Origin of the sequence: Haloferax marisrubri (assembly GCF_001469875.2) — an archaeon.
Lineage (GTDB): Archaea > Halobacteriota > Halobacteria > Halobacteriales > Haloferacaceae > Haloferax > Haloferax marisrubri.
This window is the reverse complement of the sequence record NZ_LOPW02000017.1, coordinates 219,565-244,512: the sequence shown is the minus strand read 5'-3', so window position 1 is coordinate 244,512 and position 24,948 is coordinate 219,565. Positions and strand designations below refer to the sequence as shown.

Annotated in this window: 27 protein-coding genes and 1 tRNA gene; 10 read left to right on the top strand and 18 right to left on the bottom strand. The window is 64.6% G+C overall.

Features of this window, described 5'->3' with window-relative positions:
• Positions 1–1,116: a glycosyltransferase family 4 protein gene (locus AUR65_RS13440; protein WP_058567347.1), complete on the top strand. Its 1,116-nt coding sequence runs from the start codon at positions 1–3 to the stop codon at positions 1,114–1,116.
• Here the strand turns inward: AUR65_RS13440 and AUR65_RS13435 are convergent.
• The 3 genes from AUR65_RS13435 to AUR65_RS13425 all read right to left on the bottom strand — a co-directional run bounded on the left by AUR65_RS13435 (position 1,113) and on the right by AUR65_RS13425 (position 3,498).
• Positions 1,113–2,417 (bottom strand): MFS transporter, encoded by a 1,305-nt coding sequence (locus AUR65_RS13435; protein WP_058567346.1) that lies wholly within the window; start codon positions 2,415–2,417, stop codon positions 1,113–1,115. The two genes, AUR65_RS13440 and AUR65_RS13435, sit on opposite strands and share 4 nt — an antisense overlap.
• A gap of 100 nt (positions 2,418–2,517) precedes the next feature.
• Complete coding sequence (gene hdrA, locus AUR65_RS13430; protein ID WP_058567345.1) at positions 2,518–3,003, bottom strand: dihydrofolate reductase HdrA; 486 nt, start codon at positions 3,001–3,003, stop codon at positions 2,518–2,520.
• A 114-nt stretch (positions 3,004–3,117) separates the two neighbouring features.
• On the bottom strand, positions 3,118–3,498 hold the full coding sequence (locus AUR65_RS13425) for a hypothetical protein (protein ID WP_058567344.1): 381 nt from the start codon (positions 3,496–3,498) through the stop codon (positions 3,118–3,120).
• A 102-nt stretch (positions 3,499–3,600) separates the two neighbouring features.
• On the opposite strand from AUR65_RS13425, the gene AUR65_RS13420 reads away from it, so the two are divergent.
• The gene (locus AUR65_RS13420) at positions 3,601–3,855 is read left to right on the top strand and encodes a hypothetical protein (protein ID WP_058567343.1); all 255 of its coding nucleotides are present in this window, start codon (positions 3,601–3,603) and stop codon (positions 3,853–3,855) included.
• A 65-nt stretch (positions 3,856–3,920) separates the two neighbouring features.
• Here AUR65_RS13420 and AUR65_RS13415 read toward each other — a convergent pair whose 3' ends face one another.
• The 3 genes from AUR65_RS13415 to AUR65_RS13405 all read right to left on the bottom strand — a co-directional run bounded on the left by AUR65_RS13415 (position 3,921) and on the right by AUR65_RS13405 (position 6,228).
• Positions 3,921–4,619: a xenobiotic acyltransferase family protein gene (locus AUR65_RS13415; RefSeq protein ID WP_084816456.1), complete on the bottom strand. Its 699-nt coding sequence runs from the start codon at positions 4,617–4,619 to the stop codon at positions 3,921–3,923.
• Positions 4,620–4,999: 380 nt separating this feature from the next.
• Positions 5,000–6,037 (bottom strand): tyrosine-type recombinase/integrase, encoded by a 1,038-nt coding sequence (locus AUR65_RS13410; protein ID WP_058567341.1) that lies wholly within the window; start codon positions 6,035–6,037, stop codon positions 5,000–5,002.
• Positions 6,037–6,228 carry a hypothetical protein gene (locus tag AUR65_RS13405; protein WP_004968043.1) on the bottom strand — a complete coding sequence of 64 codons (192 nt, stop codon included), beginning with the start codon at positions 6,226–6,228 and terminating at the stop codon, positions 6,037–6,039. Before AUR65_RS13405 ends, AUR65_RS13410 begins: the two co-directional genes overlap by 1 nt.
• 560 nt (positions 6,229–6,788) lie before the next feature.
• Here AUR65_RS13405 and AUR65_RS13400 point away from each other — a divergent pair.
• Positions 6,789–7,025, top strand: a complete 237-nt coding sequence (locus tag AUR65_RS13400) for a hypothetical protein (protein ID WP_233194373.1) — start codon at positions 6,789–6,791, stop codon at positions 7,023–7,025.
• A 312-nt stretch (positions 7,026–7,337) separates the two neighbouring features.
• Positions 7,338–7,598, top strand: a complete 261-nt coding sequence (locus tag AUR65_RS19570; protein ID WP_146047425.1) for a hypothetical protein — start codon at positions 7,338–7,340, stop codon at positions 7,596–7,598.
• A gap of 117 nt (positions 7,599–7,715) precedes the next feature.
• Here the strand turns inward: AUR65_RS19570 and AUR65_RS13395 are convergent, their stop codons facing one another.
• The 6 genes from AUR65_RS13395 to AUR65_RS13375 all read right to left on the bottom strand — a co-directional run bounded on the left by AUR65_RS13395 (position 7,716) and on the right by AUR65_RS13375 (position 12,272).
• Positions 7,716–9,341 carry a hypothetical protein gene (locus AUR65_RS13395; RefSeq protein WP_084816455.1) on the bottom strand — a complete coding sequence of 542 codons (1,626 nt, stop codon included), beginning with the start codon at positions 9,339–9,341 and terminating at the stop codon, positions 7,716–7,718.
• A gap of 289 nt (positions 9,342–9,630) precedes the next feature.
• Positions 9,631–10,305, bottom strand: coding sequence for a hypothetical protein (locus AUR65_RS13390; protein ID WP_058567339.1), 675 nt, complete (start codon positions 10,303–10,305; stop codon positions 9,631–9,633).
• An 87-nt stretch (positions 10,306–10,392) separates the two neighbouring features.
• A tRNA-Trp gene (locus AUR65_RS19755) sits at positions 10,393–10,569 on the bottom strand.
• 56 nt (positions 10,570–10,625) lie between these two features.
• Positions 10,626–10,853, bottom strand: coding sequence for a DUF5795 family protein (locus AUR65_RS13385; RefSeq protein ID WP_013035372.1), 228 nt, complete (start codon positions 10,851–10,853; stop codon positions 10,626–10,628).
• Positions 10,854–10,955: 102 nt separating this feature from the next.
• A complete protein-coding gene (locus AUR65_RS13380) occupies positions 10,956–11,342 on the bottom strand; it encodes a secondary thiamine-phosphate synthase enzyme YjbQ (RefSeq protein WP_058567338.1) in 387 nt (128 codons plus the stop codon).
• Positions 11,343–11,384: 42 nt separating this feature from the next.
• On the bottom strand, positions 11,385–12,272 hold the full coding sequence (locus AUR65_RS13375) for a DUF5794 domain-containing protein (protein ID WP_058567337.1): 888 nt from the start codon (positions 12,270–12,272) through the stop codon (positions 11,385–11,387).
• Between the two features lie 678 nt (positions 12,273–12,950).
• Here AUR65_RS13375 and guaB point away from each other — a divergent pair.
• From guaB to AUR65_RS20040, 4 genes are all read left to right on the top strand, one after another.
• A complete protein-coding gene (gene guaB, locus AUR65_RS13365; protein WP_058567336.1) occupies positions 12,951–14,447 on the top strand; it encodes an IMP dehydrogenase in 1,497 nt (498 codons plus the stop codon).
• A gap of 221 nt (positions 14,448–14,668) precedes the next feature.
• On the top strand, positions 14,669–15,757 hold the full coding sequence (locus AUR65_RS13360) for a TrmB family transcriptional regulator (protein WP_058567335.1): 1,089 nt from the start codon (positions 14,669–14,671) through the stop codon (positions 15,755–15,757).
• 153 nt (positions 15,758–15,910) lie between these two features.
• A complete protein-coding gene (locus tag AUR65_RS13355; protein ID WP_058567334.1) occupies positions 15,911–16,501 on the top strand; it encodes a HalX domain-containing protein in 591 nt (196 codons plus the stop codon).
• Between the two features lie 169 nt (positions 16,502–16,670).
• Positions 16,671–16,811, top strand: coding sequence for a DUF7503 family protein (locus AUR65_RS20040; protein ID WP_008093006.1), 141 nt, complete (start codon positions 16,671–16,673; stop codon positions 16,809–16,811).
• On the opposite strand, the gene AUR65_RS13350 is transcribed toward AUR65_RS20040, so the two are convergent.
• The 5 genes from AUR65_RS13350 to AUR65_RS13330 form a co-directional block, all read right to left on the bottom strand.
• Positions 16,812–18,830: a hypothetical protein gene (locus AUR65_RS13350; RefSeq protein WP_058567360.1), complete on the bottom strand. Its 2,019-nt coding sequence runs from the start codon at positions 18,828–18,830 to the stop codon at positions 16,812–16,814.
• A 134-nt stretch (positions 18,831–18,964) separates the two neighbouring features.
• Positions 18,965–19,681, bottom strand: a complete 717-nt coding sequence (locus AUR65_RS13345) for a DUF7504 family protein (protein WP_058567333.1) — start codon at positions 19,679–19,681, stop codon at positions 18,965–18,967.
• 139 nt (positions 19,682–19,820) lie between these two features.
• On the bottom strand, positions 19,821–20,246 hold the full coding sequence (locus AUR65_RS13340; RefSeq protein WP_058567332.1) for a universal stress protein: 426 nt from the start codon (positions 20,244–20,246) through the stop codon (positions 19,821–19,823).
• A gap of 95 nt (positions 20,247–20,341) precedes the next feature.
• Positions 20,342–21,493 carry a pyridoxal phosphate-dependent aminotransferase gene (locus AUR65_RS13335; RefSeq protein WP_058567331.1) on the bottom strand — a complete coding sequence of 384 codons (1,152 nt, stop codon included), beginning with the start codon at positions 21,491–21,493 and terminating at the stop codon, positions 20,342–20,344.
• Complete coding sequence (locus AUR65_RS13330; RefSeq protein WP_058567330.1) at positions 21,490–21,975, bottom strand: Lrp/AsnC family transcriptional regulator; 486 nt, start codon at positions 21,973–21,975, stop codon at positions 21,490–21,492. The genes AUR65_RS13335 and AUR65_RS13330 overlap by 4 nt, the downstream gene beginning before the upstream one ends.
• 140 nt (positions 21,976–22,115) lie before the next feature.
• Here AUR65_RS13330 and AUR65_RS13325 point away from each other — a divergent pair, with 140 nt between their 5' ends.
• Positions 22,116–22,745 carry a PH domain-containing protein gene (locus tag AUR65_RS13325; RefSeq protein WP_058567359.1) on the top strand — a complete coding sequence of 210 codons (630 nt, stop codon included), beginning with the start codon at positions 22,116–22,118 and terminating at the stop codon, positions 22,743–22,745.
• Positions 22,742–23,311: a PH domain-containing protein gene (locus tag AUR65_RS13320; RefSeq protein WP_058567329.1), complete on the top strand. Its 570-nt coding sequence runs from the start codon at positions 22,742–22,744 to the stop codon at positions 23,309–23,311. Before AUR65_RS13325 ends, AUR65_RS13320 begins: the two co-directional genes overlap by 4 nt.
• Positions 23,312–23,353: 42 nt before the next feature.
• Here the strand turns inward: AUR65_RS13320 and arcD are convergent, their stop codons facing one another.
• Positions 23,354–24,811: an arginine/ornithine antiporter ArcD gene (gene arcD / locus AUR65_RS13315; RefSeq protein ID WP_058567328.1), complete on the bottom strand. Its 1,458-nt coding sequence runs from the start codon at positions 24,809–24,811 to the stop codon at positions 23,354–23,356.
• Between the last annotated feature and the right edge of the window lie 137 nt (positions 24,812–24,948).

Sequence of the window (24,948 nt, the reverse complement as noted above, 5' to 3'; positions counted from 1 at the left end):
GTGCGGGTCGGCCTCGTCGTCTACGGCCCGCTCGACGCCCGTTCGGGCGGCTATCGCTACGACTCCGAACTCGTCCGCGGGCTCCGCGCCGCCGGCGACGACGTGACCGTCGTCTCGCTCCCCGAGCGGCCGTACCGAAAGCGCCTCCGGGACAACGTCACCGCCGTCCGTCGCCTCCGCGGCCTCGACGTGGACGTGCTCCTACAGGACGAACTGTGCCATCCCTCGCTCGTCGGCGCGAACGCCGCGCTCGACGGCGACGTTCCGGTCGTCTCTGTCGTCCACCACCTCAACTCGCTGGAGCGGTTCCGCCGGTGGCGACGACACGCCAGACGCGCCGTCGAGAGTCGGTATCTCCGCTCCGCGGACGCCTTCGTGTTCAACAGCGAGACGACGAGGGAGACGGTCGCGGCCGTCACCGACCCCGAGCCGAGCGTCGTAGCGCACCCCGCCGGCGACCGCTTTTCGTCGTTCGGCGCGCCCCTCGGCGACGACGAGATACGGGCGCGCGCCGCCGACGGGCCGCTCCGGGTCGTCACGGTCTGTAACCTCGAACCGCGGAAGAACGTCGACGGCCTGCTCCGCGGCCTCTCCCGCGTCCGCGGCGACTGGGAGTTGACAGTCGCCGGCGCGGCGGTCGACGCCGACTACTCCGACTCCCTCTCCGACCTCGCCGTCGACCGCGGCATCGACGACCGCGTGACCTTCGCGGGCCGGCTTTCGGACGCCGACCTCGCCGCGACGCTCCGGGAGTCCCACCTGTTCGCGCTCCCCTCGCACTACGAGGGGTTCGGCATCGCCGCGGTCGAGGCGATGGGGTTCGGCCTCCCGGCGCTCGTCTCGTCGGCCGGCGGCGCGAGCGAACTCGTCACGCACCGCGAGGACGGCTTCCTCGTCGACCCGACGGATTCGGCCGAAATCACCGACGCGGTGGCCCCGCTGTGTCGGAACCGTCGGCGGTTACAGTCGCTCTCGCTTTCGGCCCGTGACCGCTTTCTCGCGCATCCGACGTGGGACGAGACGGCGGCGACGGTTCGCTCGTTCCTGCTCGACCTCGTCGGCGACGCCGACACCGACGCGGCCGCGACTCCGCCCGGACCGCCGAACCGGCGTTAATCGCCGCGGGCGGGAGAGGGACTGCCACCGCCACCCTCACCGACCTCGACGGTTTCGCCGACCTGCGTGTAGACGAGGAGGAGTCCGACCGAGCCCAGCGCGGTCGCGGCCACGAAGGGGACGGCGAAGCCGAACCCGACGAGGATGCCGGAAAACAGCGTTCCGAAGGCGACGCCGAGGCCGAATCCCATCGTGAGAATCGAGAGCGTTGAGCCCGATTGCCCGGCCTTGGCGAGGTCGCCGGCGAGGGCGAGCGAGGGCGCGAAGACGGCGGCGACCGCGACGCCCTGCAGGAACCGCGCGAGAATCATCACGAGCGGCGACTGGACGAACCCCTGTGCGAGCGTCGTCGGGAGCAGGAGGACGAACCCGCCGACGAGGAAGGGCCGCCGCCCGTAGCGGTCGCTCAGCCGACCGATGGGGTACTGGAAGACGACGTTGGCGAGGACGGTCGCGCCGAACTGCACCGAAAACAGGAACGTCCCCTGGTCGAGTCGCTCGTTGATGACGTTGGCGAGCGGGGCGTACATGGCGATGCTCAGCGCCATGACGACGGTGGCGACGCCGAGGGCGAACACGGGGTCGAGCCCGGAACCGTCGGGATTCCGCACCGAAAGCGAGATGTCGTCGGCCGCCTCGCTGTCGGTCCGTTCTGGGTCCTCGATGAGGAGCGCGATGAGGACGAAACTGACCGCCGCGCCGACGACGGCGACGAGGAACGCGGCGTCGAAGCCGGATATCTCGACGCCGGCGACCGAGTAGGGCCCGGCGGTGACGACCGCGCCCGCGACGAGCGGGCCGGTCCCGAACCCGAGCAGTCGGAAGGTGTTGAACAGGCCGAAGTTGCCGCCGCGTTCGTCCTCGCCGGAGAGTTCGTTCACCAGCGCCACCGTGACGGGGATGGTGAACGCCGCGCCGATGCCCTGCAACGCGCGCATGACGAGTATCGAGCCGTAGTCCGCGAACACGAGGTAGCCGGCGCTCCCGACGGCGACGAGCGCGAGGCCGGTCAGGAGAAAGACCCGTCGACGACCCGTGCGGTCCGACAGCGACCCCGTGAACGGCTGGCTGAAACTGTTGAGAAAGCCGAACAGCGAGAGCACGACGCCGATGAGGAGCTCAGTCGAGAGGGGTAATCGGACGGGGCCGAGGGGAAGCGTCGTGCCGACGAACGACGGCATCGACACCAGTTGGCTCCCGATGTACAGGGGGAGAACGACGACCAGAAACGAGTTGGCGAGGGCGTCGACCATCCGAGCCAGCGCGAGCGCGAGAATCCGCGTGTCGACGTTCGGACGCATCGTCGCCCGCTACGGACCTCCGGCGTATCAAGCTACGCGCCCCAGCGGGCCTCGCCGCGAGTCGCGTGGGGCTGTTTCGAGCGGCCGCGTGCCGCCGACCTCAGTCGCGGTCGACCCGGACCCATTCTTGGAGCGTGAAGCCCTCGTAGTCGGTCTCCGAGTCGAGTTCCCACTCGTCGTCGTCCCACTCGGGGTAGTACGTGTCGCCCTCGTACTCGCCGGGGACGCGGCTCAGCACCATCCGGTCGAGATGCGGCTGGAACAGCCCGTAGATGGCGGCGCCGCCGATGACGTAGGCCGTCTCCGCGCCCAGCGACTCCGCGATATCGACCGCGTCCTCGACGCTCGCCGCGCGGTGGGCGGTGTTGACCGAAAACGACCGCTCGCTCCGGCTCATGACGATTTGGGCGCTCCCCGGCAGGTCGTCGAGCATCGACTCGAACGTCGTCCGGCCGAGCACCACCGGGTCGCCGGCGATGCGGGCGCGGTACTGCTCTTTGTCGGCGGGGATGCTCGGCCACGGGAGTTCGCCGTCGCGGCCGATGACGCGGTTCTCGGCGAGCGCGGCGACAGAGACGAGTTCCATCACTCTCACGTCGGGCGCGCGAGAGAAAATCGTTGTGCAGCGGCGGCGTCGCCGAGGCAGTCGAGGCCGCGACGCGAACGGGGCGGGGTGGGCCGAGGCGGGCCGGGGCGACGCTCAGCCGCTTCGGTCGACGATTCGCCGACAGTCCTCGATGAACCGCAGGAGGTCCGTCCCGGCGTCGGTCCCGATGCTGATGATGATTCGCTCGGCTTCGGAGAAGGGGAACTGCAGGACGAACGCGTTCTCGTAGTAGTGGACGACGGCGCGGCGCTCGCCGATGGGGTGGGTGTCGATGCCGGGGGTCGAAAACGGCGTCTCGACCCGCAGGTCGGAGATGACCGCTGTCAGGGTTCCGTCCGTGTACCGCTCCGAGAGGTCGTCGCGGAGGTACTCCAGTTCGAAGCCGTCGTCGTCGGCGATGACGACCGTTCGGAGCCCGTCGCCGATTCGCCTGCTCAGGTACTCGGCGAGTCGCCGGGCTGTGTCCCGTACCATACCGCGCTGTCGCTCCAAGCGCCTATAGTTCATTGGTATCTTTGTGGTATTTTCTCGGTTCGAAGCCAATTGTTTTCAGACGAGCGACAACAACTGCGGGGTATGGAGAAGCAACCGCGGGACCTCCGGCGCGACGGCGTATTGGTTCTCCTCGGGTTCGCGGGAATGGCCGCGCTCCGGGTGTTCGCCCCCACGGACTCGGTCACGGGCGTTGCCGAGATATTTCGGGGCGCCCTCTTCGGGGGGTCCGTTTCGGTGATGGCCGCGGGCGTCCTCCGCGTGCCGGACGAGCAGGCAGTTCGGCTGACGGCCGCGGTGGCCGCGGGGTTCGCGCTGGGAGCACTCTCGCTGTTGTAGCATCGGTTCGGCGCGGTACACGGCCGTATAGCCCGCCTAAAATGAGTCTCGGTGAACTCCGCCGCTCACTTAACCAACGACCGAACGTCGTCGACCTCACGCAAGTCGGCGTCGAAGAACTCGACGTTTCGTCGTTGCTTTTCTTCGGACCAATCCCACCACGCGATTTCTTGAAGCGCCTCGATTGTCTCCCGGTCGAACCGGTACTTCTTGTGTCTCGCCGGGACGCCGGCCACGAGTGAGTACGGTTCGACGTCGTCCACGACGACCGAGTTCGCCGCGATTACCGCCCCGTCGCCGATTGTGACGTCTCCGAGTATCTTCGAATCCGAACTTATCCACACGTCGTTTCCGATGTCGATCGGTCCCTTCGAGATGTGCGGTAGGTCAGCGCCGATTTCGCTGTAGAAACTGCTCTGGATTCCGGCTTTGTACGTCGGATGGTCGACGGTTCGTATCCGCGACCGCGGCGCGATGGCGCAGTACTTTCCGATTGAAACGTCGCCGAGAACGAGGTTCTCCCCGTTCAGATTCGTGTTCCTCCCGATTTCGACGCTCCCGTCGATTTCGACGTTCGAGGAGACGGAGACGTTCGGCCCGATATCGACGGTGCCCGTAATCTGCGTCTTCCGCCCGATGTCGGCGGAACTGTCGATTGTGACTACGGAGTCCGAAACGCGGTTTACGAGGCGATTGAGGAACGGCGTGTGGCCGAATAAATTCGTGTAAGACTCGTACACGACTGTCTTAATATCGTCATCCATTCGGCTTCGCTGTCGGCTTGGCGCGTGGGTATGATACGTGTTTTGATACCTGACATCCAGCTAACGGCACGGCGTCGCTCGCGGAGAACGCACCTCCTGTGTGGGTTAGCACCCACGCGAGAGCGTCGCCACTCCGGATGAAACCCTGCGTTAGAATTAAGATTAGCGTGGGGCCGGAGAGATTGTGAACCTCGGTCGCTCACTACGTTCGCTCTCTGGTTCAAATCCCTCCTCTGTTCATATTACATCCGCTCACGAGAGGCGAGCACACGAGGTGCTCGCCGTGTGGTTCGCGGAAGAAAGTATGGGGCCGGAGGGGAGCAAGAAATCGGCAGACAGCGGCAGGGTGGCCCGTGAAACCATCGAACTCGCGCACCCCCTCAGTCATGGTTCTGAATATCGAGAGACGCGCTCAGTTCACGACGCCGCTGGCGGAACCGCTCGTGCTCGTCCGCCTTATCGTAGTACCGGCGAATCGTCGACGGCGTCGCGTTCACACGCTCAGCCACCAGTTCGATAGGCACGCCACGGTCGAGCTGCCACGTAATCGAGCCAGTCCGTATCGCGTGTAGTGCTCTCGAAGACGGGCACTTACTGCTCTCACTCCGAGACGTGAACGAACACGAGTGACGCTCCCGACCGTGCGGGCACTCCATGTAGAGACACGGTTGCGTCCCCTGGTACGACCACGACCGGAGCGTCGTCCGAGACGGACGCCCCTGCCGAGCCGCGAACAGCGGTTCACGTCCGTACTCGTCGCGCTTGTCCGACCGCTCACGAGCGACGTACACGTCGAGCGCATCGACCACCGGTTCCGGGACACCGACGACACGCTCGCCGTCCTCCTTGTTCTTCAACGGCGTGCCCGTCTCCGGTTGGTGTCGGAACTCCAGCGAGCGTTCCTCCCGGTCGAAGTCGCCCAGGTCGAGCGCACGCAGGCCGCCCATCCGCGCGCCGGTGTGCCACGTCACTTCGAGCAACGCGTGCCACGCGGTTCCGAACAGACGACGCGAATCCCGATACATCGACAGCAGGTCGAGAGCGTCCTCAGCAGCCAGCTTCTTGTCGCTGGTCTGCTGGTCCTTCGACAGCTTCGGCACCTCGATTTTGTCCAGCAGGTCCGGGTCGACGGCCTCGATGCGCTGGCAGTACTTTACCAGTTGCCGCAGTGCGACAATCGAGCCCTTGACCGTCGATGGAGACACGCCCTGTCCCTCACGGTGTGCTTGGTACTCGTCGACGAGCCAGCCGTTCAGGTCAGCCATCGATTCGACGTTCTCTGATTCGCACCAGTGAACGAACGCGTTCAGCCGATTCCGGTACGACCGAATCGTCGCTTTCGCCTGTGTCTGCGCCCGTCGAGCAAGGAACCGCTCACGCGCTTCACGCGGTGAGAGGTCCCGCAGTTCGTCGCTCATCACAGCACCTCCCGCGTCACCCGCCGGGTGTTCACCTCGGCGTCGAGGAAGTCGGCCAGTCTCTCCGCGTCGATCTCCTCCGGCGTCACGAAGATGATCGACTCGTCGAAACCGAAGGTCGCGCTTCGACCATCGGCGAGAGCTTCCCGCTGTTCCTCGGACAGCTGAAGCACGGTGAGTTCCTTACTCATCGTGCCGCACCTCCGGTTCAGCTACACTCCGGTCGCTACGCTTACGGTGGTTGCTTTCGTAGTTGCTCATGGCTTTCGCGTCGGATTCTTGGCGTGGGCCACACCGGTCGGGAAAGCAACCTAGACACGTTCCCTCCCGGCCGGGGACCTTCAACCGAGAGAGACGTTGGTGGGTAGACGTATAAACCCCAAATCCACTCCCCGGAGTGAAAGTGAAGGTTTGAGCGAAAGTGAAACTCGGACGTGCCGCCGAGGTCGATTCTGCCGGGATTCGTAGGGGTTCAAGGCCCCTCGGATTGTTGTTGAACATGCTTCCGTAGCCTGATTACGGGAGCCACCGCGGGCCAGTGTTGTCGCACTGGGTCCGCTTTGATTCTGGATGGACCCGACACAGTCAGGTCCGCGTGTAGCTTCCGTATACGCTGAGTCTTCACCGACGTAACATTAAACTTTGCATACGCAATGTTTTTCAGATTTTGTAGCACAGTATCGACTCTTCATATAGGGGTTCTAAGCACTCCCTCTATAGGAAATCCTATATGCGTCAACGGGCGGACTGGATGGTTCCTATCGACGACGCGATTCTCGAATACGTCCGTGACGCAGGTGAAGTCCCACCTGCAGTAATCGGCCGAAACATCGGTTCTCACAGGAACTACGTCGGTGTACGCTGTCGAGAACTGACGAAGTACGAACTCCTTTCCCGTGAGGAGGATGGCTACTATTCTCTGACCTCTCTTGGTAGTCGCTATCTCAACGAAGAACTAGACGCTGGCGAGCTCGACGAAGACGAGTGAGCACCCACCACCCTGACCCGTAAAGGGGGCGGGTGGATGGGTGGCGAAACCGGTGGTTTCGCTGGTGATGCGTCCCGTCCTGCTTGTGCATTCACCTCTCCGAATAAGGATTCTTATCAGCATCATCGGCAGCACAGACATTTTTGAGAGACCGATGGCGAATACCTCAGAATGTGACACGAACCGCGTGACACAGACAGAGGGTGAGTCTCTCAGGAGTTCCCCTCCAGTTGATTGCGACGGAATACACGAGTACTACATCTATCTGAGTGGTTGACAAGGCATTTATCCTGTTAACCTCTGTCCGGATGTATGCCTGAATTGAACTCGGATTTTCTCACTTCTGAATCAGTTGCAAAGCCTCTCAAATTCGGTGCTGGGCTTGGTTTGCTCGTCACATTGCTCGCACGTTGGTTAGTGGCGTTCGACGCAATGACAGTCGCAGTTCTCTGTCTCGTTAGTGGGGCGGTTCTTGGAGTTTGGGGAGAAGATTGGTGGCCGGACGTTGGGTGGACGCTTGTGGGGACAGGACTCGTCGTATTAGTCGTTCTTCCTCCGCTTTCAGGGCTCTGAGCAATCAGAATTCAGACGAACTGTATCAATCGACTTGATTGCGAGATTAGCGCTCTGTATTCAGCACGACTTCAATATAATATCACAAATTGGGGAGTTAGACACAGCTGTTTCAGACTATTTCGCGGGGTGCCGCATGCACTCTCTGTCTTCGTCGTAGTAGTCATCTACCAGCAGTACATTGTCCGCACTCTCCGGGTCCGTGATACCGTGCTCCCCGACGAAGTGACGTGCGTGCATCGTCCCGTCGTCGTGGTACGCGAAGTTACACTTCGAGCACCGCCACATCTCTCCACGTCCGAGACTGTGCTGTAGTCTCGTCTCGTCGAGGATGCGCTGTACCGGGAGTTTCAGCGGGGCCATATCGACGCCGCCGCCGTTCGGCGCGTGCTCCTCGCCGTCGCGGTCGACGATGGCCTCTAGGTGCCACTTGGAATCGAGCGACGCCCGGCGGAACGATTCCGGTTCGGAGTCGTCCTCGCCGTTCATCACCGATTCGACGAACTCGGCGTGCTTCGGGTCTATCATGTTCCGACCGAGCATTTCGGCTACCGTTGGTGCATCGTCACAGTACTTCAACTCCGTTTCGACGCGCTTCCGTATTCGAGTCTTCGTGGTTGACTCTCCGACGCTTGCCGCCGCGGTCGCGGTCGGCCAGCGTTCGGCCAGCGTCAGCTCGCGCTCAGTCTCGTCCGACTCCCCTTCGGCGTCGAGGGCGTCGCTCAGGTCGTCGTCGGAGACGGGCGCGTCGAGCCGCGACTGGTCTATCGCCCATCCAGAACCACAGCACTCGCAGACGACATCAGGGCCACGGCCGTCGTCCCACACGACCGCGTCGCCGTGCGCGTCGGTCTGGTTCGACTCGTCGGACTCAGCCCGCTGTTCGCAGGCGTCCGCGGCAATCGCTTCGGTGAGCACCTTCGAGCGTGAGGTGCGACGGCGCGCCGCCGACCAGTAAATCGAGCCCCACGCGAGGTACTCGATTGGCTTCTCTAGGAGTTCTTCGGTGTATCCGCCCATGTACGCCGCGAGGTACGAACCCATGTTCTCCACGCTCGCGTTCAGGGAGATACAGCCGTTCGACTCCTCTACGTAGTCGGTTATCGTATCGTAGTCGTGTGCCGACCGACCGGCGTACTCGCACACTTCGACGTGTTTGTCGATGACCCGCTCGAACTCGGTGCCGACGCTGTGCAGGTCGTCGTCGAGTCCCAGCGGTTCCGTATCGAAGTAGACGCCCACGTGGAGATGCGTGTAGCACGCGTTCATCCCGCTCCCGTCGCCGCCCATTCCGTGCGGCTCTGCCTGTAGCCAGTAGCCCCACTGGTCGGCGTCGAGCCCGAGATGATACTCCATCGTGTTGCGGAGTGTGTCGCGTACGCCGTCGTACGAGAACGAGTCGTGTACGGCGTCAGCATGTTCTACCGGCGGTACCCGAGTCCCGTCAGGAACCGACGACGCGGTGAGGGTGAGCATCGCGGTCGCGGGCGAGTCCCACGCCGCGATTGATTCACCGCCACTCGGTCGGTCGCCGCCGGCCATCTGCCGCTGGAGCGCCATCGCCCGTGCGTACTGTTTCTTCGAGTACTCTTCTCCCCACGCATCTACCAGCGGTATCTCAAACTCGTCGCCCTGCTCGTTGGCGAATCGGGCGCGGAGTCCGTCGTACCGTGCGTGCGCGGTGAGGAAGGCACTCAGAGCGTCCGCCCACGTCGAGGCTTCACGTTTCGCTAGCTCCGTCACTTGGAACGCGTTTTCGGTGGGCTGTTCTGGTTCGACCCACTGGTCTCGCCAGTCCGCTTCCGTAACGATGCGTCTCAGCTTGCGCCCGTGTGTTTCGCACAGGGGCGTCTCGGCCAGTTCCGGGTACTTCTGTGCGAACTCTAGAACTCGCTCGTGTACGAGTTCGTCGGGTTCGCTAGAGTCCCGTGAACGCTCGCGTTGAGCCTCTACAGAGTTAGTCTCCTTGGAGGGCCAAGGCTCAGCCCCCGGTTGAGTCCCTTCGACTCCTCCGGTGGGCTGGTCGCCATCGCTACTCACGCTCCCCGTCGTCCGCGACTTCGTAATCGCTCAGACGCCGCTGGGGCTTTTCACGTCCCTCGGGGTCGGGGACCCCTCGGTGCGGCCCGGCTTCCGGGTCGAGGGGCGAGCCCTCGCTTCCGGCGGGCTCCTCCCTCCCGCGCCTCGGGGCGCTCGGCGCGGGCAGGACGGTCGTCGCCTCTCCGGACCTTGCGGTGGAATCCCGGGCGGCCAAATGCGCCCACAACAAGGATGTGACTCGGTGGTCCTTGATTTCATCCTCCGCAGCAGGGACCCGCGCGCAGTCACGGCATTGACGCAGTTTCGCGGCGCGCTCTCCGTGATCGACGAGGCACCACTTGTGGCAGGGCCCACAGCGGTACTCGACGAGTCGCCACGCGTTCTCTGGTGCAGGTGGGTCGCGCGAGGGACTATCTTGAACGTCAGTCTTCGCTTCGTAGGGAGGTTCAGGGTCCGTCCAGTAGTTCTTGTATCGACCACCGGACCGAGTCGCTTCGACTGGGAGCCTGCTGAACGCGACCTTCCGGCCGTGCTCAGTCGGCTTCGCTGAGAACTCGTGAGCCCGTTTCTTCGCAAGATCCGACTCGTCGACTTCGGCGTCGTACCAGAGGTCGCCGTCCCCGTCGTCGACGGCGCTGTGGCTCTTCTCTGGTGGAGAATCGCTCACAGAGAACGCACCTCCGGGGTTCCGCTAAACCGGCGGTACAGCGCCTCTGCTACTAAATAAAACCCTACGAAAGGATTAAGTTTGGAGTGGGGCCGGAGGGATTTGAACCCCCGATCGACTGATATCTCCGGTGGGCACCTCGGAACTCCAGAGGGTCGTCAACACGACCGATGATCAGTCGGCCGCTCAGTATATCAGCTGGAGTGTCGTCCCGGGCGCCAAGCCTCTGGAGTCAGTCGCCATGCCGGGCTTGGCCACAGCCCCGATTCGCTCTGTCTGCACTCTGTCGTATGGCGATTTTTCTTAAAGGGGTTTCGATTCTACTCGTCGCGGTCGTCGTCGGCCCAGTCGCACTCTTGGCACTTGTAGGCCGTCACGAACTCCGTCACGCTCGGCATGTAGCCCACCTGAATGACGTTCTCGCCGCACTCCGGGCAGTCGAAGTCGGCGTCCTGAATCGGCTCGGCGTCCATCGGCCGCTCGCCCTCGACGAGTTCGGCGAGCGTCTCGGGCGTGACCATCCGTCCTTGTACGACGCGGTTGCTCATACCCGTGCAACCGTCCCGAAGTAAGTAAGCCCTCCGCCAGCGGTCGGCGTCAGCCGCGGTTTCGACGCACTCGGCGTCCGCGAGGTCACGCCGCGGGCGGGTTCAGGGCGTCGCCACCGTCACGGTCCGAGTGCGCGGGCCGTCGCACTCCACGAGGAGGACGGACTGCCACCGCCCGAGGTCGAGGGAGCCGTCTGCGACGGGTATCGAGACGCCGTTGCCGACGAGGAGCGCTCGGAGATGTGAATCGGCGTTGCCGTCGAGTTCGTCGTGGTCCCAGCCGTCGTCGGGGACCGCCTCGGCGAGCATCGACTCGATATCACCGAGAAGCCGCGATTCGGCCTCGTTGACGCAGACGCCGGTCGTCGTGTGTTTCGAAAAGACCGTACAGACGCCGTCGTACTCCCGCGGAAGGGCCGCCTCGACCTCGTCCGTCACGTCGATGACCTGAAGCCGGCGCTCGGTTCGAACGTCGAAGGTCCGTCGCATGCCACGTGGTTCGTCGGCCGGGAGAAAAAGTCGCCCGGCGGGTTACAGCCAGGGCGCACGAGACTCTTCTTCGCCGGGGTAGCCGTACCCCGGTTCGGAGCCGTCGTCGTCGGTCTCGCCCGCGCTGTCGTCGACCAGCGCGTCGTAGTCATCAGACTGGTCGCCGCTGTCACCGCCGTCGGCGACTGCCCCGTTGGCGTTCGGCGTGGCCGACTCGGGGGAAGCGGCGTCGGCGACGAACTCGTCGAGGTCCGCGCCGTCGGAGCCGGGGTCGAACGCGAACAGCGCGGTGACGCCGAGGACGCCGAGGGCGACGGGGGCCTGCGTCGGCATCAGCCCGAGCACGTCGAGCGCCAGCATGCCGAGGGCGACCGAGCTACCGAAGCGGAAGAGGTCGATGTCGACGTTGCCGCGAAGCCGCGGGGCGAACAGCGCGACGGCCCCGGCGAAGCCGACGCCCGTGCCGGCCGCCGCGCCGGCGCTGAGGAGGCGCATCGGGTCGGGGTTGACGATGAGTTCGAACCCGGCGGGGTTGAAGCTCGCGACGAGGCCGAGGCCGATGATGATGCTCGGCGACGGGAGGTACTCGCCGACCTTCGAGGAGGCCGTCTTCGCCGCCACGGCGAGGATGACGAGGCCGGCGAAGCGGTGGAACACCTCGAAGTTCAGGAGCGTCTCGATGGTCTCCGCGACGGCGGCCTCGGCGACCGCGACCGGGATGAGCAGCGCGCCGAGCAGGAGGATGGACGTGAGCTGTTCGCGGCGCGTGCCGTCCATCTCGGCGAGGATGACCGCGACCGTTGCCGACCCGCCGAAGATGAGCAGGCCGGTCTGGAGGATGCCCGCGACCGAGGGGTCCCCGGCGGCGGTCGTCAGCGCCCCCGCGATGATGAGGGCGGGGAAGATGCCGTCGACGAGGGGCAGCCCCATGACGGTTGCGAGCAGACGGGTGGCACCCCCCACCTGTTGCTCGAGGCGAAGGGCGACTGGGTGGCGTGAGACACTCATTCGATGTTACTGGCCGTCACCATGGCCCAAGCGGCGATAGGGACGTAATTCGGACAGAGGGGTGCGGACGCTCCGCACGCGAAGTCCATTTCGTCCGATATTGAACTCCCGTTTAAATGTCTGCCACATCGCTGTAAAGAGAATGCCGGAGTCGGAGGTCGTTTGACCGGCAATGCGCGATGCGGCGGGACACGTGGAGTCCATACGAGATTACAATAGGACAGGAGTATTAAACGTTGTGTGGGATACGCCCGCACGGGACACGAGTATCTCTGCCGCCAATATAAAAAGCGCTGACGATTCGTCGGCTATAATCTGAAATCTCGAAGATATTGTGATACACATTCGTGAATATGGTGATTATTCACGATGGTCTTGTGATTCGGTACACCGTGACGAGGGGATGAACGTCCCGGAGCGGTCGGGGTCGGCGGCGTCCGTCGCTCGCGGGCGTCGTCACGTGCTTCGGTGGTCGTCTTGGTCGATCGACGATGCAGAGAATACTCACGCACATGTACATATGGCCGGACTGGTTTGCGATACATCGACACGCCCGTGCTATCTCGCAACCCTTTTGTCGTCGCCGCAACCACGCTTGATATGGCGAACGACGTTCCTGACCGAGAACCCTTCACCGAGAAGCTACGGGTACCCGAATCCCTCACATTCGACGACGTGCTGCTCCGCCCGATGGAGAGCCGGGTCGAACCCGACGACGCCGACGTGTCGACGCGCGTCTCAAAGAACGTCGAACTCAACATTCCCATCCTTTCGGCGGCGATGGACACCGTCACCGAAAGCGGGATGGCTATCGGGATGGCCCGCGAGGGCGGTCTCGGCGTGCTCCACCGCAACATGAACGCCGAGCAGATGGTCCGCGAAATCGAACGCGTCAAGCGCGCCGACGAACTCGTCATCCGCCGCGAAGACGTCGTCACGGCCAACCCCGGCCAGACCATCAGCGAGGTCGACGAGATGATGGAGCGCGCCGGCGTCTCCGGCGCGCCCGTCGTCGACGACGACGACGTGGTCCTCGGCATCATCTCCGGCACGGACATCCGCCCGTACCTCGAAGTCGGCGAGTCCGACAAGGTCAGCGAGGCCATGACCGACGAGGTCATCACGGCCGAGCGCGACGTGACCGCCCGCGACGCGCTCGAACTCATGTACGACCACAAGATAGAGCGCGTCCCCATCATCGACGACGAGAGCCACCTCGTCGGCCTCGTGACGATGCAGGGTATTCTCCAGCGCCGCGAGTACGAGAACGCCGCCCGCGACGACGACGGTCGCCTCGTCTGTGGCGTCGCCGTCGGCCCGTTCGACGACGAGCGCGCGCAGATGGCCGACGACGCCGGCGTCGACGTCATCTTCATCGACTGCGCCCACGCGCACAACCTCAACGTCATCGACACCGCCCGCGACATCAAGGAGTCCGTCGAGGCGGACGTCGTCGTCGGGAACGTCGGTACGCGCGAGGCCGCGGCCGAACTCGTCGACTTCGCGGACGGCATCAAGGTCGGCATCGGCCCCGGTTCCATCTGTACGACCCGCGTCGTCTCCGGCTCCGGCATGCCCCAGATTTCGGCCGTCGCCGAGGTCGCCGACGTCGCCGCCGACTACGACATCCCCGTCATCGCCGACGGCGGTATCCGCTACTCCGGCGACGCCATCAAGGCGGTCGCCGCCGGAGCCGACGCCGTCATGCTCGGCTCCTACTTCGCCGGCACCGACGAGGCCCCCGGCCGCGTCATCACGATGAACGGCAAGAAGTACAAGCAGTACCGCGGCATGGGCTCCGTCGGCGCGATGCAGTCCGGCGGTGCCGACCGTTACCTCAAGGAGGACAACGAAGACGAGGAGTACGTCCCCGAGGGCGTCGAGGCCGCGACGCCGTACAAGGGCTCGCTCGCGTCCGAACTCCACCAGCTCGTCGGCGGCATGCAGTCCGGCATGGGTTACGTCGGTGCCGAGACCATCCCCGAGGTCAAAGAGCGCGCCCGCTTCGTTCGCGTCTCCTCTGCGGGCCAGACCGAGGGCCACCCCCACGACGTGATGATTACCGACGAAGCGCCGAACTACAGCCCGAGCGAGTAACGCGCGCTTCCGTTTTCCAGTCTCTGTCGGTTCTCTCGGCTCTCCGGGTTCTTTGGTCTCTCTCGTTTCTTCGGTCCCTCTCGTTTCTCTCGCCGCTCTCGATTTCGTCGCGCGCTCGCCGCTCACGCCGAATCCGCGGTTTGGCGGCTCATTACCTGGGTCGCACGCGGGACGAGGACATGCGATAATTAATACGGATGTATATCGTGCATCTACAAGCGATGGATACCGCGGAGCTACGTACCGCACTTCGGAACGCTGGGTTGTCACAGTATCAGGCGGAGGCTTACGTCGCGCTTCTACAGCTCGGAGCGGCGAGTGCGACCGAACTCGCCGACGCCTGTGCCGTCCCAACCGCCCGTATCTACGATGTTCTCCGCGACCTCGAAGCGAAGGGTTACATCGAGACCTACGAGCAGGACAGTCTCCACGCGAGAGCGTGCGACCCGCGGTCCGTGATGGAGGACCTCAAGAGCCGCGCCGTCCAACTCGACGAGGCGGCGGAAGAAATCGAGACGCGCTGGCAACAGCCCGCGGTCGACCGGCACATGCTGAGCATCGTCAAGCGCTTCGAGACGGTGTTCAAGCGGGCCGAAGAGATGATTCGGGAGGCGGACGGCGAGGTGCAACTATCCGTCACCCCCGAGCAGTTCGACGAGCTCAAACCGGCGCTCTCGGAGGCGTACGAGAACGGCGCGCTGGTGAAGGTCGTGTTGCACCCCGAGCGGACCGACGAAATCGACCCGTTCGCCGAGCGGGAGTATCGAGGGGTCGCCACCGAGGTCAGACACCGCACTCTCCCGACCCCGTTCGTCGCCATCGTCGACCGGACGGGCGCGTGCTTCGCGCCGCACGACAACTCGATGAACCAGTACGGCGTCCTCGTCGACGACTACACCCTGGCGTACGTCTTCCATTGGTACTTCCAGACGGCGCTGTGGGAGGTCTGGGAGGTCGTCTACGACGCACAGACTGACGAGCCGCCGCTCGTGTACTCAGACATCAGACACTTCGTACAGGACACGGAGCCGCTCATCCGCGACGGAAAGCGCATCGTCGCCCACATCAAGGGGTACGAGACCGACGAGCGCGACCCGGTCGAGTTCACCGGCGAAGTGACGGACCTGTACTACACGGCGGTGTCCGCACCGACGGACGCGCTATCGTTTTCGGAACTCGCGGGGCAGGTCAGTCTGACCGTCGAGACCGACGACGGGACGTACACCGTCGGCGGGTGGGGCGCGGTCTTAGAGGACATCGAGGCGAACCGCATCACCGTCGAAGAGATATCAGAGACATCTGACAGGTAGAATCTGTTCGATTCGCCGGAATGTATAACAACTCCGGGGGGCAATTAGTGCGCACAAGCGCAGTTTCGGACGGCGTTAGACAAGAGGTATTTTGATATACCACTACACGACATTGAGTTTCGTGAGCGTCTCCGGAACACCACTACAATACCAATGAGCGCAGAACAGCCACTGGTGCTCATCGTTGAAGATGAGCCTGACCTCGCCGATCTGTACGCAACCTGGCTTAGGAACGACTACAGCGTTCGTGTCGCCTACGGCGGCCGAGAGGCGCTCGACAAGCTCGACGACGAGGTTGACGTTGTTCTCCTCGACCGTCGAATGCCCGACCTCTCGGGCGACGAGGCGCTCTCGGAGATACGGGACCGTGGCTTCGAGTGCCGCGTCGCGATGGTGACCGCAGTCGAGCCCGATTTCGACATCATCGCCATGGGTTTCGACGACTACCTCGTCAAGCCCGTCTCTCGTGAAGCGCTGACTGACACCGTCTCTAACCTCATCTTGCGAAACGCTTACGACGTGGGTATTCAAGACCTGTTTTCCCTCGCGTCGAAGAAGGCGCTCCTAGAGTCCGAAAAGGACGAAGCGGCGCTCGAAGAAAACGAAGAGTACCAACGGCTCACCGCCCGGCTGACCGAACTCCGGCGCGAACTCGACGAGACGCTCGGCCAACTCGACGAGACCGAAGGTATCTCCGCGGTCTACCGCGACATCGGCGGCGGGGCCGACGTCGACAACTCCTGACCGGCGCGGTCGTTCCGGCCGCCGACTGCGCTCTCCCGTTTCTCTCGTCTATAGCGCTGTGCGCTCCGCAAACGATTAGTTGCGACTCCCGTTCACTTAATTAAGTTATTTTCATATCAGATATACACGAAAAATTATATTTCGTGCTCGCTCCTTGGAGTAAGTGCACATGTCCGACGACAGCAATCAGATGGTCGCGTACCTTCGTCAGAACCCCCGCATGATGGGCGTCCTGTTCACGCTCACGCTCCTGCTCTCACAGGCCGGAAGCGTGGCGGCCGGAAACACGGGAGTCATCTACGGTCCGTAATCACGAGAGGAATTCGCAGTCCCAGTAGACCGTATCGTCGTAGACGACAGGAATCTGTTCTAGTGAGAGGAACTCTCGAAGCTCTGCCTCTGTGAGCCTGATATTAGAGAGCCCATGCGACGAGAGGTAATACTCGTTTGTCCCGGGTAACGCAGGGATGATAAGCGAACCGGGACCGCATCGTGAGGTCGGATACGAGTTGTACGAGAGACTGTACTCGTCGTCCGATAGCTGTGAGACTTCACAGAGCACCGCGACTCCGCTCTCAGTTTGAACGACTGAAAGTCCTCCGTCCCCGACGACACCGTACTGGTGTGCGATGTCGCTGTCGGTCCGAACGACGTCGAGCGACGCCTGAAGCGGGAACCCGCCGTTAAGCAGCCGAGCCAACGTGCGTCCCACGCCGACCGCCTGACTGTTGATGACCTCGCTGAACGTGACGATGCCGCCGATAGCGCCGGCCTCGACGAGCGCGAGTCCTTGGTCGTACGACTGGCACGCGTTGAGGAAGAACGCGCCCGTCCCGACGCGGTCGAGCGTCTCGGCGTCGACCCGACCGTCGTGGCACTGGAACCCCTCGTCGTCGATGTGGCCGATGTAGTGGAGGAAGTCGGTCGGCTCGGCGAGTAGCTCCCGAAGCTCCGCTCGGCTGAGGTCGTAGTGCGCGTCCACGTCGAACGACAGCCCGTCGCGCGAGCCGTACACCTCGTCGACGATGTCCGTCTCGGCGAGCATCTCGGGGTCGTTACAGACGACCGTGATGCCGATATCTCCCTGCGTCGGCTTGCGCTGGAGGCGGTTCCGGTAGGCGGCGGGCGTGGTCTTGCTCGCGCCGACCGGCGTCCCGTCGCTGATCCACGCCTGCTCGACCGAGTCGGTCGAACTGGGCTTGACGTACGTCTCGCTCGGCGTCGCCGCGCCCGCGCTCCTGACGATGTCGTCGCGGAGGAAGTCGTCTACGACGGCCGCCTGCACCTCCGAGTGGGGAACCTCGGTCCCCGAAGGCGTCCGGACGACCGCGAGGTCGTTCGTGACGAAGGGGAGCAACTCGACGTTGTCGATCTGCGGGGCGATGTGCGTCGTCAGCTTCCACTCCGGAACGAGGTCGGCGATGTGCTCGTAGGGAATCTCGAAGTACGCCGAGAGCTGTTCGCCGAGCGACGCGTCGTACAGTCGCTCGACGTCGATATCGGTCCGTGATTCGACGGTCTGGCGCTCGTGGAGCGGCACGTCGTAGATTCCCTCCGTTCGAACGACGCAGTCGAGGAAGAACGTCCGCTTGAGCGCGCGCGCGACCGACTCCTCGAAGCCGTGGGGGCCGTCGAAATCGTGGACGAACCCCTCGTCGGTGACGAGTCGGGGAGTGTCACCGGGGACGAGTCTCGCGCCGAGATAGTACGCCAGCGGCGTCGCCACGAAGATGTGACTCAGCGTCGGCGGGAGCTCGATTCGGACGCCGGTGTCGGGGACGTGAAGTCCCTCGGGGATGTCGAGTTCGTCGCCCAGTTCGAGAAGCGGCGGGTGTCCCCGGAGCGTCGGATACGACCGCTCGACGCTCGTGGTCTTGAGCGAGGAGCTGAACGCCGAGACGGCCTGCATCACGTCCAGCGGGTCGTCGGTCGTCGTCACCGTCGTCGCGGGGCTCTCGTGCGACGACCGCGCGCCGACGTACACCGTCCGCGGCTCCTCGAACGAGAGCACGGTTTCGAGCGGTTCCGCGTCGACCGTCAGCGGCCCCTCGACTCGGAGGTACGTCTTGACCGCGCCGAAGAGTTCGATGCTGTACGTCCCCGCGCCGAGTTCCTCGTGTCCCTGTTGGTCGACCTGCGCGAGCATCGACCCCGATTCGTCGCGGACGCAGACGACCGTGTTCGCCGCCAATCCGATGCGGTCGGTCTCGATGCGGACCGCGGCGTCCGTCGGGAGGGAGAACCGACGACGGTCGGTCGGCTCCGGCGCGACTGGCGACGGCGTTCGAAGCATGAACTGGTGGCGTTCGACGTTGTCCCGAACGACCAACCCCGTGCCTTCTGAAGGGAGCGAAAAGCCGACTTCCAGCGTGGAAGACGCGTCAGCCCGCTTGCCCTGCCCGGACGATTCCATTGTGTCTATGTGACACGATTAGGGTAAAAAACGTATTGGTCGTGAGAAGTTCACGATTCCAACGGGAACCAGCCGGACGAGACGTCTTTCTGTCGGAGGTGCCAGCGCTGACGCGCCTCCGCGCCCTCGACGTCGAGTTCGACGACGGCGTCGAACAGCGGTTCGAGCATCCGGTTGAGTTCGTCCTCGCGGTCGCCCGGGGACCAGACGTGGACCATCCCGTTCCGCGCACGGACGTGGGTGGTCATGACGTGGAGGAACCGAAACACGTGGTCCCGCTCGTACCGCGAGAGGAGCGACGGCAGACAGTCGAACGCGACGCGGAGTTCCGCCGGAGAGAGTCCTCCGGCGAGGCTGTCGAATTCGGTTACGTCGTTGGCGAGTTCCGCGCCGAGTTGGCCGAGGCCGCCGCCCACTCGGCGCTCGCAGGTGTCTATCGCGCTCGGCACGGCGGCGGGCGGTGTCGGCGAGGCCGCGGCGCTCCGTTCGAGCGTGGAGTACCGAACCACGCGCGTCCACTCCTTGGAGCGCTTGATGTCGGCGTCGAGACGGTCGTCAAGCGGCGTCGAGTCGTTGAGGACCAGAAGGCGGCGTCGCGGCTCGTCGGGAGCGCCGAGCATCTGCTTGGACGCGCGCGAGTAGAGTTCCGTCGGAACCGACCCGACGACGAGGAGCGCGCTCCCTCGTCGTTTGAGGTCGTCCAGCCCGAGTTGGAACGTAGACGTGTCCTCCGTCACGGCGATGTCCGTGTCACCTCCCGAAACCATTCGTGTTGCACGAGGAAACCATATTTAATAATACTTTGCGTGTTGGTCTCCCGAAATGTGCCAACAGATGTCATCATCGATTATGCAGTCGGATGGTGACGTTGCCGGCCGCTTTGACCGCTTGAATCGGCGGATTCGACTACTCTCCCGCCCGGACCGTTAGCACGGGAACCGGCGCGCTCCGGACGACGCGCTCGGTGACGCTCCCGAGGAGCACGCGCTCGACGCCCGTCCGGCCGTGGGTCGCCATTGCGATGACCTCGACGCCGTGTTCGGTTGCGTAGTCGAGAATGGTTTCGTGCGGCGCGCCCCGACGCACGGCTCCGACCGTCTCGATGCCTCGGCTCTCGCCGCGCTCGACGACCTCCTCGACGACGCGTGTACCCTCCCGTTCGAGCGTTTCGAGGACCGTCCCGCCGACGATACCCGCGTTGTCCCGCGTCGTGTTCACGACGAACAACACGTGTACCGTCGCGTCGCACCGCTCCGCGAGGTCGAACACGTGCGGCATCGCCTGTTCTGCCGCCGGACTCCCGTCGACCGGGAGCAGGATTTCGTCGTACATCGCTGGATGTACGCGCCCGAACTGTGTGAATGCTTCGCATACTCATGATGGTCGCTCGTTCGGGAAAAAGCGGGTTACGGGTGTGTCCGGTCGGCTCAGTCGCTGACGTACGCCTCGATGCGGTCCATCGCCTCGCGGAGTTCGCGCATCCCCGTCGCGTAGGAGACTCGGAGGTGGCCCGAGCCGCCCTCACCGAAGACGCTTCCGGGGACGAGCGCGACGTTCTGTTCTTCGAGGAGGCCCTCGGCGAACGCCTCGTCGTCGCCGTCGGGAGCCTCCGGGAAGACGTAGAACGCCCCCTTGGCCTCGAAGCAGTCGAGTCCCATCTCCTCGAAGCGGGCGAGGACGAACCGCCGTCGGCGGTCGTACTCGCGGCGCATCTCCTCGACCGAGTCGTCGCACGACCGCAGGGCTTCGAGCGCCGCGTACTGCGCCGTCGTGGGCGCCGAAAGCATCGCGTACTGGTGGACCTTGTTCATCGCGTCGATGGCTCCCGGCGGTCCCATGGCGTAGCCGAGGCGCAGGCCGGTCATGGCGTAGGCCTTCGAGAAGCCGTTGAACACGATGGTCCGCTCGCGCATGCCGGGGTGGGTGGCGATGGAGGCGTGGTCGTCCTCGTACCGGAGGTCCGAGTAGATTTCGTCGGAGAGCACCACGAGGTCGTGGTCCCTGACGAACGAGGCCACGTCGGCGAGTTCGTCGTCGGTCATCACCGCGCCGGTCGGGTTGTTCGGGTAGCAGAGCACCAACACGTCGGCCTCGTCGGCCCCGGCGGCTTCGAGCGCCTCGGGCGTGAGTTTGAACTCGTCTTCGGCGCGGGTCGGCACCGGGAGCGGTTCGCCGCCGGCGAAGATGGCCCCCGGCGTGTACGAGATGTACGACGGCTGGGGAATCGCCACCACGTCGCCGGGGTTGACGAACGCCCGGAACGCGAGGTCGACGGCCTCGCTCGCGCCCGTCGTGACGATAATCTCGTCTTCGGGGTCGTACTCCTGCCCGTAGCGGGTGACGCGCTCCGAGATTGCCTCGCGGAGTTCGCGCATCCCGCGGTTCGACGTGTAGGAGGTCTTGCCGCGTTCGAGCGAGTCGATGGCGGCGGTCCGGGCGGCCCACGGCGCGGAGAAGTCGGGTTCGCCGACGCCGAGGGAGATGACGTCGTCGACCTCCTCGGCGAGTTCGAAGAACTTCCGAATCCCCGACGGCGGCACCTGTTTGACGCGGTCCGAAAGCTGGTCGCCGAGCGTCATGGCGACACGGAGAGCCGGTCGTCGTCGTCGCCGTCACCGAGTTCGATGCCCTCCTCCTTGTAGGAGTCCATCACGAAGTGCGTGACCGTCTTCGTGACCTCAGGGATGGGGGCGATGCGCTCGGAGACGAAGTTCGAGACGGCGTGCATCGACGCGCCCTCGACCTCGATGAAGAAGTCGTAGTCGCCGGAGACGAGTCGCAGTGTGGCGACCTCGGGGAACCGCGCGATGCGGCGGGCGATCTCCTCGTAGCCCGTCTCGCGGTCGAGTTCGACGTCGACTTCGACCTGCGCCCGGACGTGCTCCTCGTCGACGTTGTTCCAGTCGACGACCGCCTGGTAGCCGCGGATGACCCCGTCGTCTTCGAGTTCCTCGAGCGCTGCTGCCACTGCTTCGGCGTCTGCGCCCAGTTGGCGGGCGATGTCATCTACGCTCTCGCGAGCGTCGTGACGCAGCAAGTCGAGCAGTGACTGCTTGTCCATGGGCACTCCGTTGCAGGCATCCGTAAAATGGTTTGCCCAACCGGGCGGAATTGTCGCGTCACACGGTAGCAATAGTCATGGCCGGCGGCGGCCCGCGCCCGGCGGAACACTATTCCACCGCCGGCGGGAACCTGTCCGCTATGGACACCGAGTTTGATTGGCTCACCCTCGACGACGACGAAGAGGTCCTCTGGGCCGACACCCCGCATCCCTACAGCCTCGTGCCCTCCTTCATCGTCGGCGTCCCGCTCTCGTTCGTTCTCGTCGGCATTCCGCTCCTCGTCGGGTCGTACCTCTCGCACAAGAACACGAACTACGTCGTCACCTCCGACGCGCTCTACCGGAAGACGGGCGTCCTCTCCCGGAGCGTCCAGCGCATCGAGTTCGACAAGGTACAGGACACCTCCTACAGCCAGACGTTCCTCGGCGCGCAGTTCGGCTACGGCTCCGTCAACATCAGCACCGCCGGAGGGAGCGGCATCGAGATGAGCTTCCAGAACGTCGCCGAACCGCAGTCGCTCCAGACGCTCGTCAACGAGCGAATCAAGCGCCGCTCCGGGCCGGAGACCGACGCGGAGGGGAAGGCCGCCGTCCTCGACGACATCCTGACCGAACTCCGCGCGATTCGACAGGCCGTCGAAGGCGGGGAAGGCGTCGTCGCGGACGACGACGCGCCTGACGGGAACGGAACCGAGTCCGCCCCCGACGCGTCGGCCGACGCGCTCGAACCGAGCGACTTCGAGTTCGACGCGACGACAGACGAGCGATGACGGCCGACTCAGCGACCGACTCGGAGGCCGTCGCGGCCATCGACGACTGGCTGGCCCGCGGCGACGACGAGACCGTCCGCTGGGAGGGTCGGCCGCGGATACAGACCGTCATCCCCGCGGCCGTCGTCGGGCTCTCCGTCGTCGTCGTTGCGGCCGTCGCGGCCGCCGCGAACGGTGTGCCCGAACTCGCGGTCGTCGGCCTCGTTGGCTTCTTCCTCCCGGCGTGGTCGTACCTCCGGGTCACCAACACGCGCTTCGTCGTCACCGACCGGGCGCTCTACCGGAAGACGGGCGTCCTCTCTCGGACGGTCCAGCGCGTCTCGCTCGACCGCGTCCAGAACAGCGCGCTCTCGCAGGGCGTTGCGGGGTCGCTGTTCGGCTACGGGACCGTCTCGGTCGAGGCCGCGGGCGGCGGCGCAATCCGCTTCGAGGACGTTGACGACCCTGGTGCCGTGCGCGACCGAATCGAGGGGCACGACGGCCGCGACGAACTCCCCGGGTCGGTCGAACAGTGGGTCGCCGTCCGCGACGAGGTGCGGGCGCTCAGAGCGGCGGTAGAGCGGTGAGAAAACGGTAGTGTTCGGTTCGCGGCGCGGGTTCGCGTCGCGTCAGTCGTCGTCCGACGCCGGAGCGGCGGGACCGGGCTGTGCCGTGCTGTTCCCCGAGAAGCCGACGCCAGCGAGGACGAAGGCGAACAGCACGAGCGGCGAGAGGTAGCCGAACATGTAGTACGGAGCGTACTGGAGGGTCGAGACGCCGAGGACGCCGGCCATGTACGCGCCGCCGGCGTGCCACGGGAGGAGCGCGCCGGTCGGCGTCCCGGCGGACTCGATGGCCTGCGAGAGGTCCGAACTGTCGAGGCCGAACTCGTCGTAGGTGTCGCGGAGCGTCATGCCGGGGACGACGATACTCATGTACTGCTGGGCGGTGAGCGCGTTGGTCAGCATCGCCGAGATGCCGGTGGAAGCGACGAGTAGGCGCGGGCTCCGCATGCCGCGCTGGAGTCGGTGAGCGAGGACGGCGAGCACACCCGTCTGTTCGAGCAGGCCGCCGAGCGTCAGCGCCGCGACGACGACGGCGATGGTCCACGCGGAACCGGAGACGCCGCCAGACGCGAGCAGGCTGTTGACGAGTTCGGACCCGGTCTCCGGGCCGGTGCCGCTCATGAACGTCTGCCACGCCGTGACGAACGACGCTCCCTGCACGAGGATGCTCGTGAACGCGCCGGCGAACGCGCCGGCGAGGAGGACGGTCAGCGCGGGGTAGCCCGCCGCGGCGAGGCCGAAGGTGACCGCGAGCGGCAGGAACGCGAGGAGCGTGATGTCGTACGAGGAGGCGAGCGCGGTCTGAATCTCGGTGATTTGGCCGGCGGGAATCGTCCCGGTGATACCGAGGCTGAGGACGACGAAGCCGACGAGCGAGAGGCCGAACGCGACGGCCGTCCCGCTCTGCATCGCGCGGATGTGGTCGTAGAGGTCGGTGTTCGTGACGGCGGCCGCGAGGTTCGTCGTGTCCGACAGCGGCGACTGCTTGTCACCCGCGTACGCGCCGGTGAGAATCGCGCCGGCGGTCATCGGTTCGGGGACGCCGAGGCCCGAGCCGATGCCGATGAAGGCGACGCCGAGGGTGCCGACCGCGGTCCACGACGAACCGATGGCGAAGGTGGCGATACCGACGAGGAGGGCGGTCGCCGGCAGGAACACCTGCGGCGACAGCAGGTCGAGGCCGTAGTACATCAGCGCCGGAATCGTCCCCGCGGCGACCCACGTCGAGACGACGCCGTAGATGGTAAACAGGATGAGAATCGCCTGTAGTCCCATCGCGAGACTGCGTTCGATGCCCTCGTAGAGGTCCTCCCAGGTGTAGCCCCAGACGAACCGGCCGAGGAGGCCGACCAGCGCGATACTCCAGATGAGGGGGATGTGTGGGTCGAGTCCCAGCCACGCCGACCCGACTCCGAGGAAGGCGACGAGTCCGAGCACCGGAACGAGCGCCTGTTTCAGCGTCGGGCGCTGGTCCGGGGCGATGTCGTCGTACGACCGCGGTGTGTACCTATCAGTTCCCATCGTAGCTCGACAAATAACTTTAGAGCATAAAATTGTGTCGTGTTATAATTCAAGAGCATTGTTATGCAATGACGTACTTTTATCTGACAGACTAATGTCCCACAGTAATCCATTTGCCGAATCGCCCCCGCGAGCGC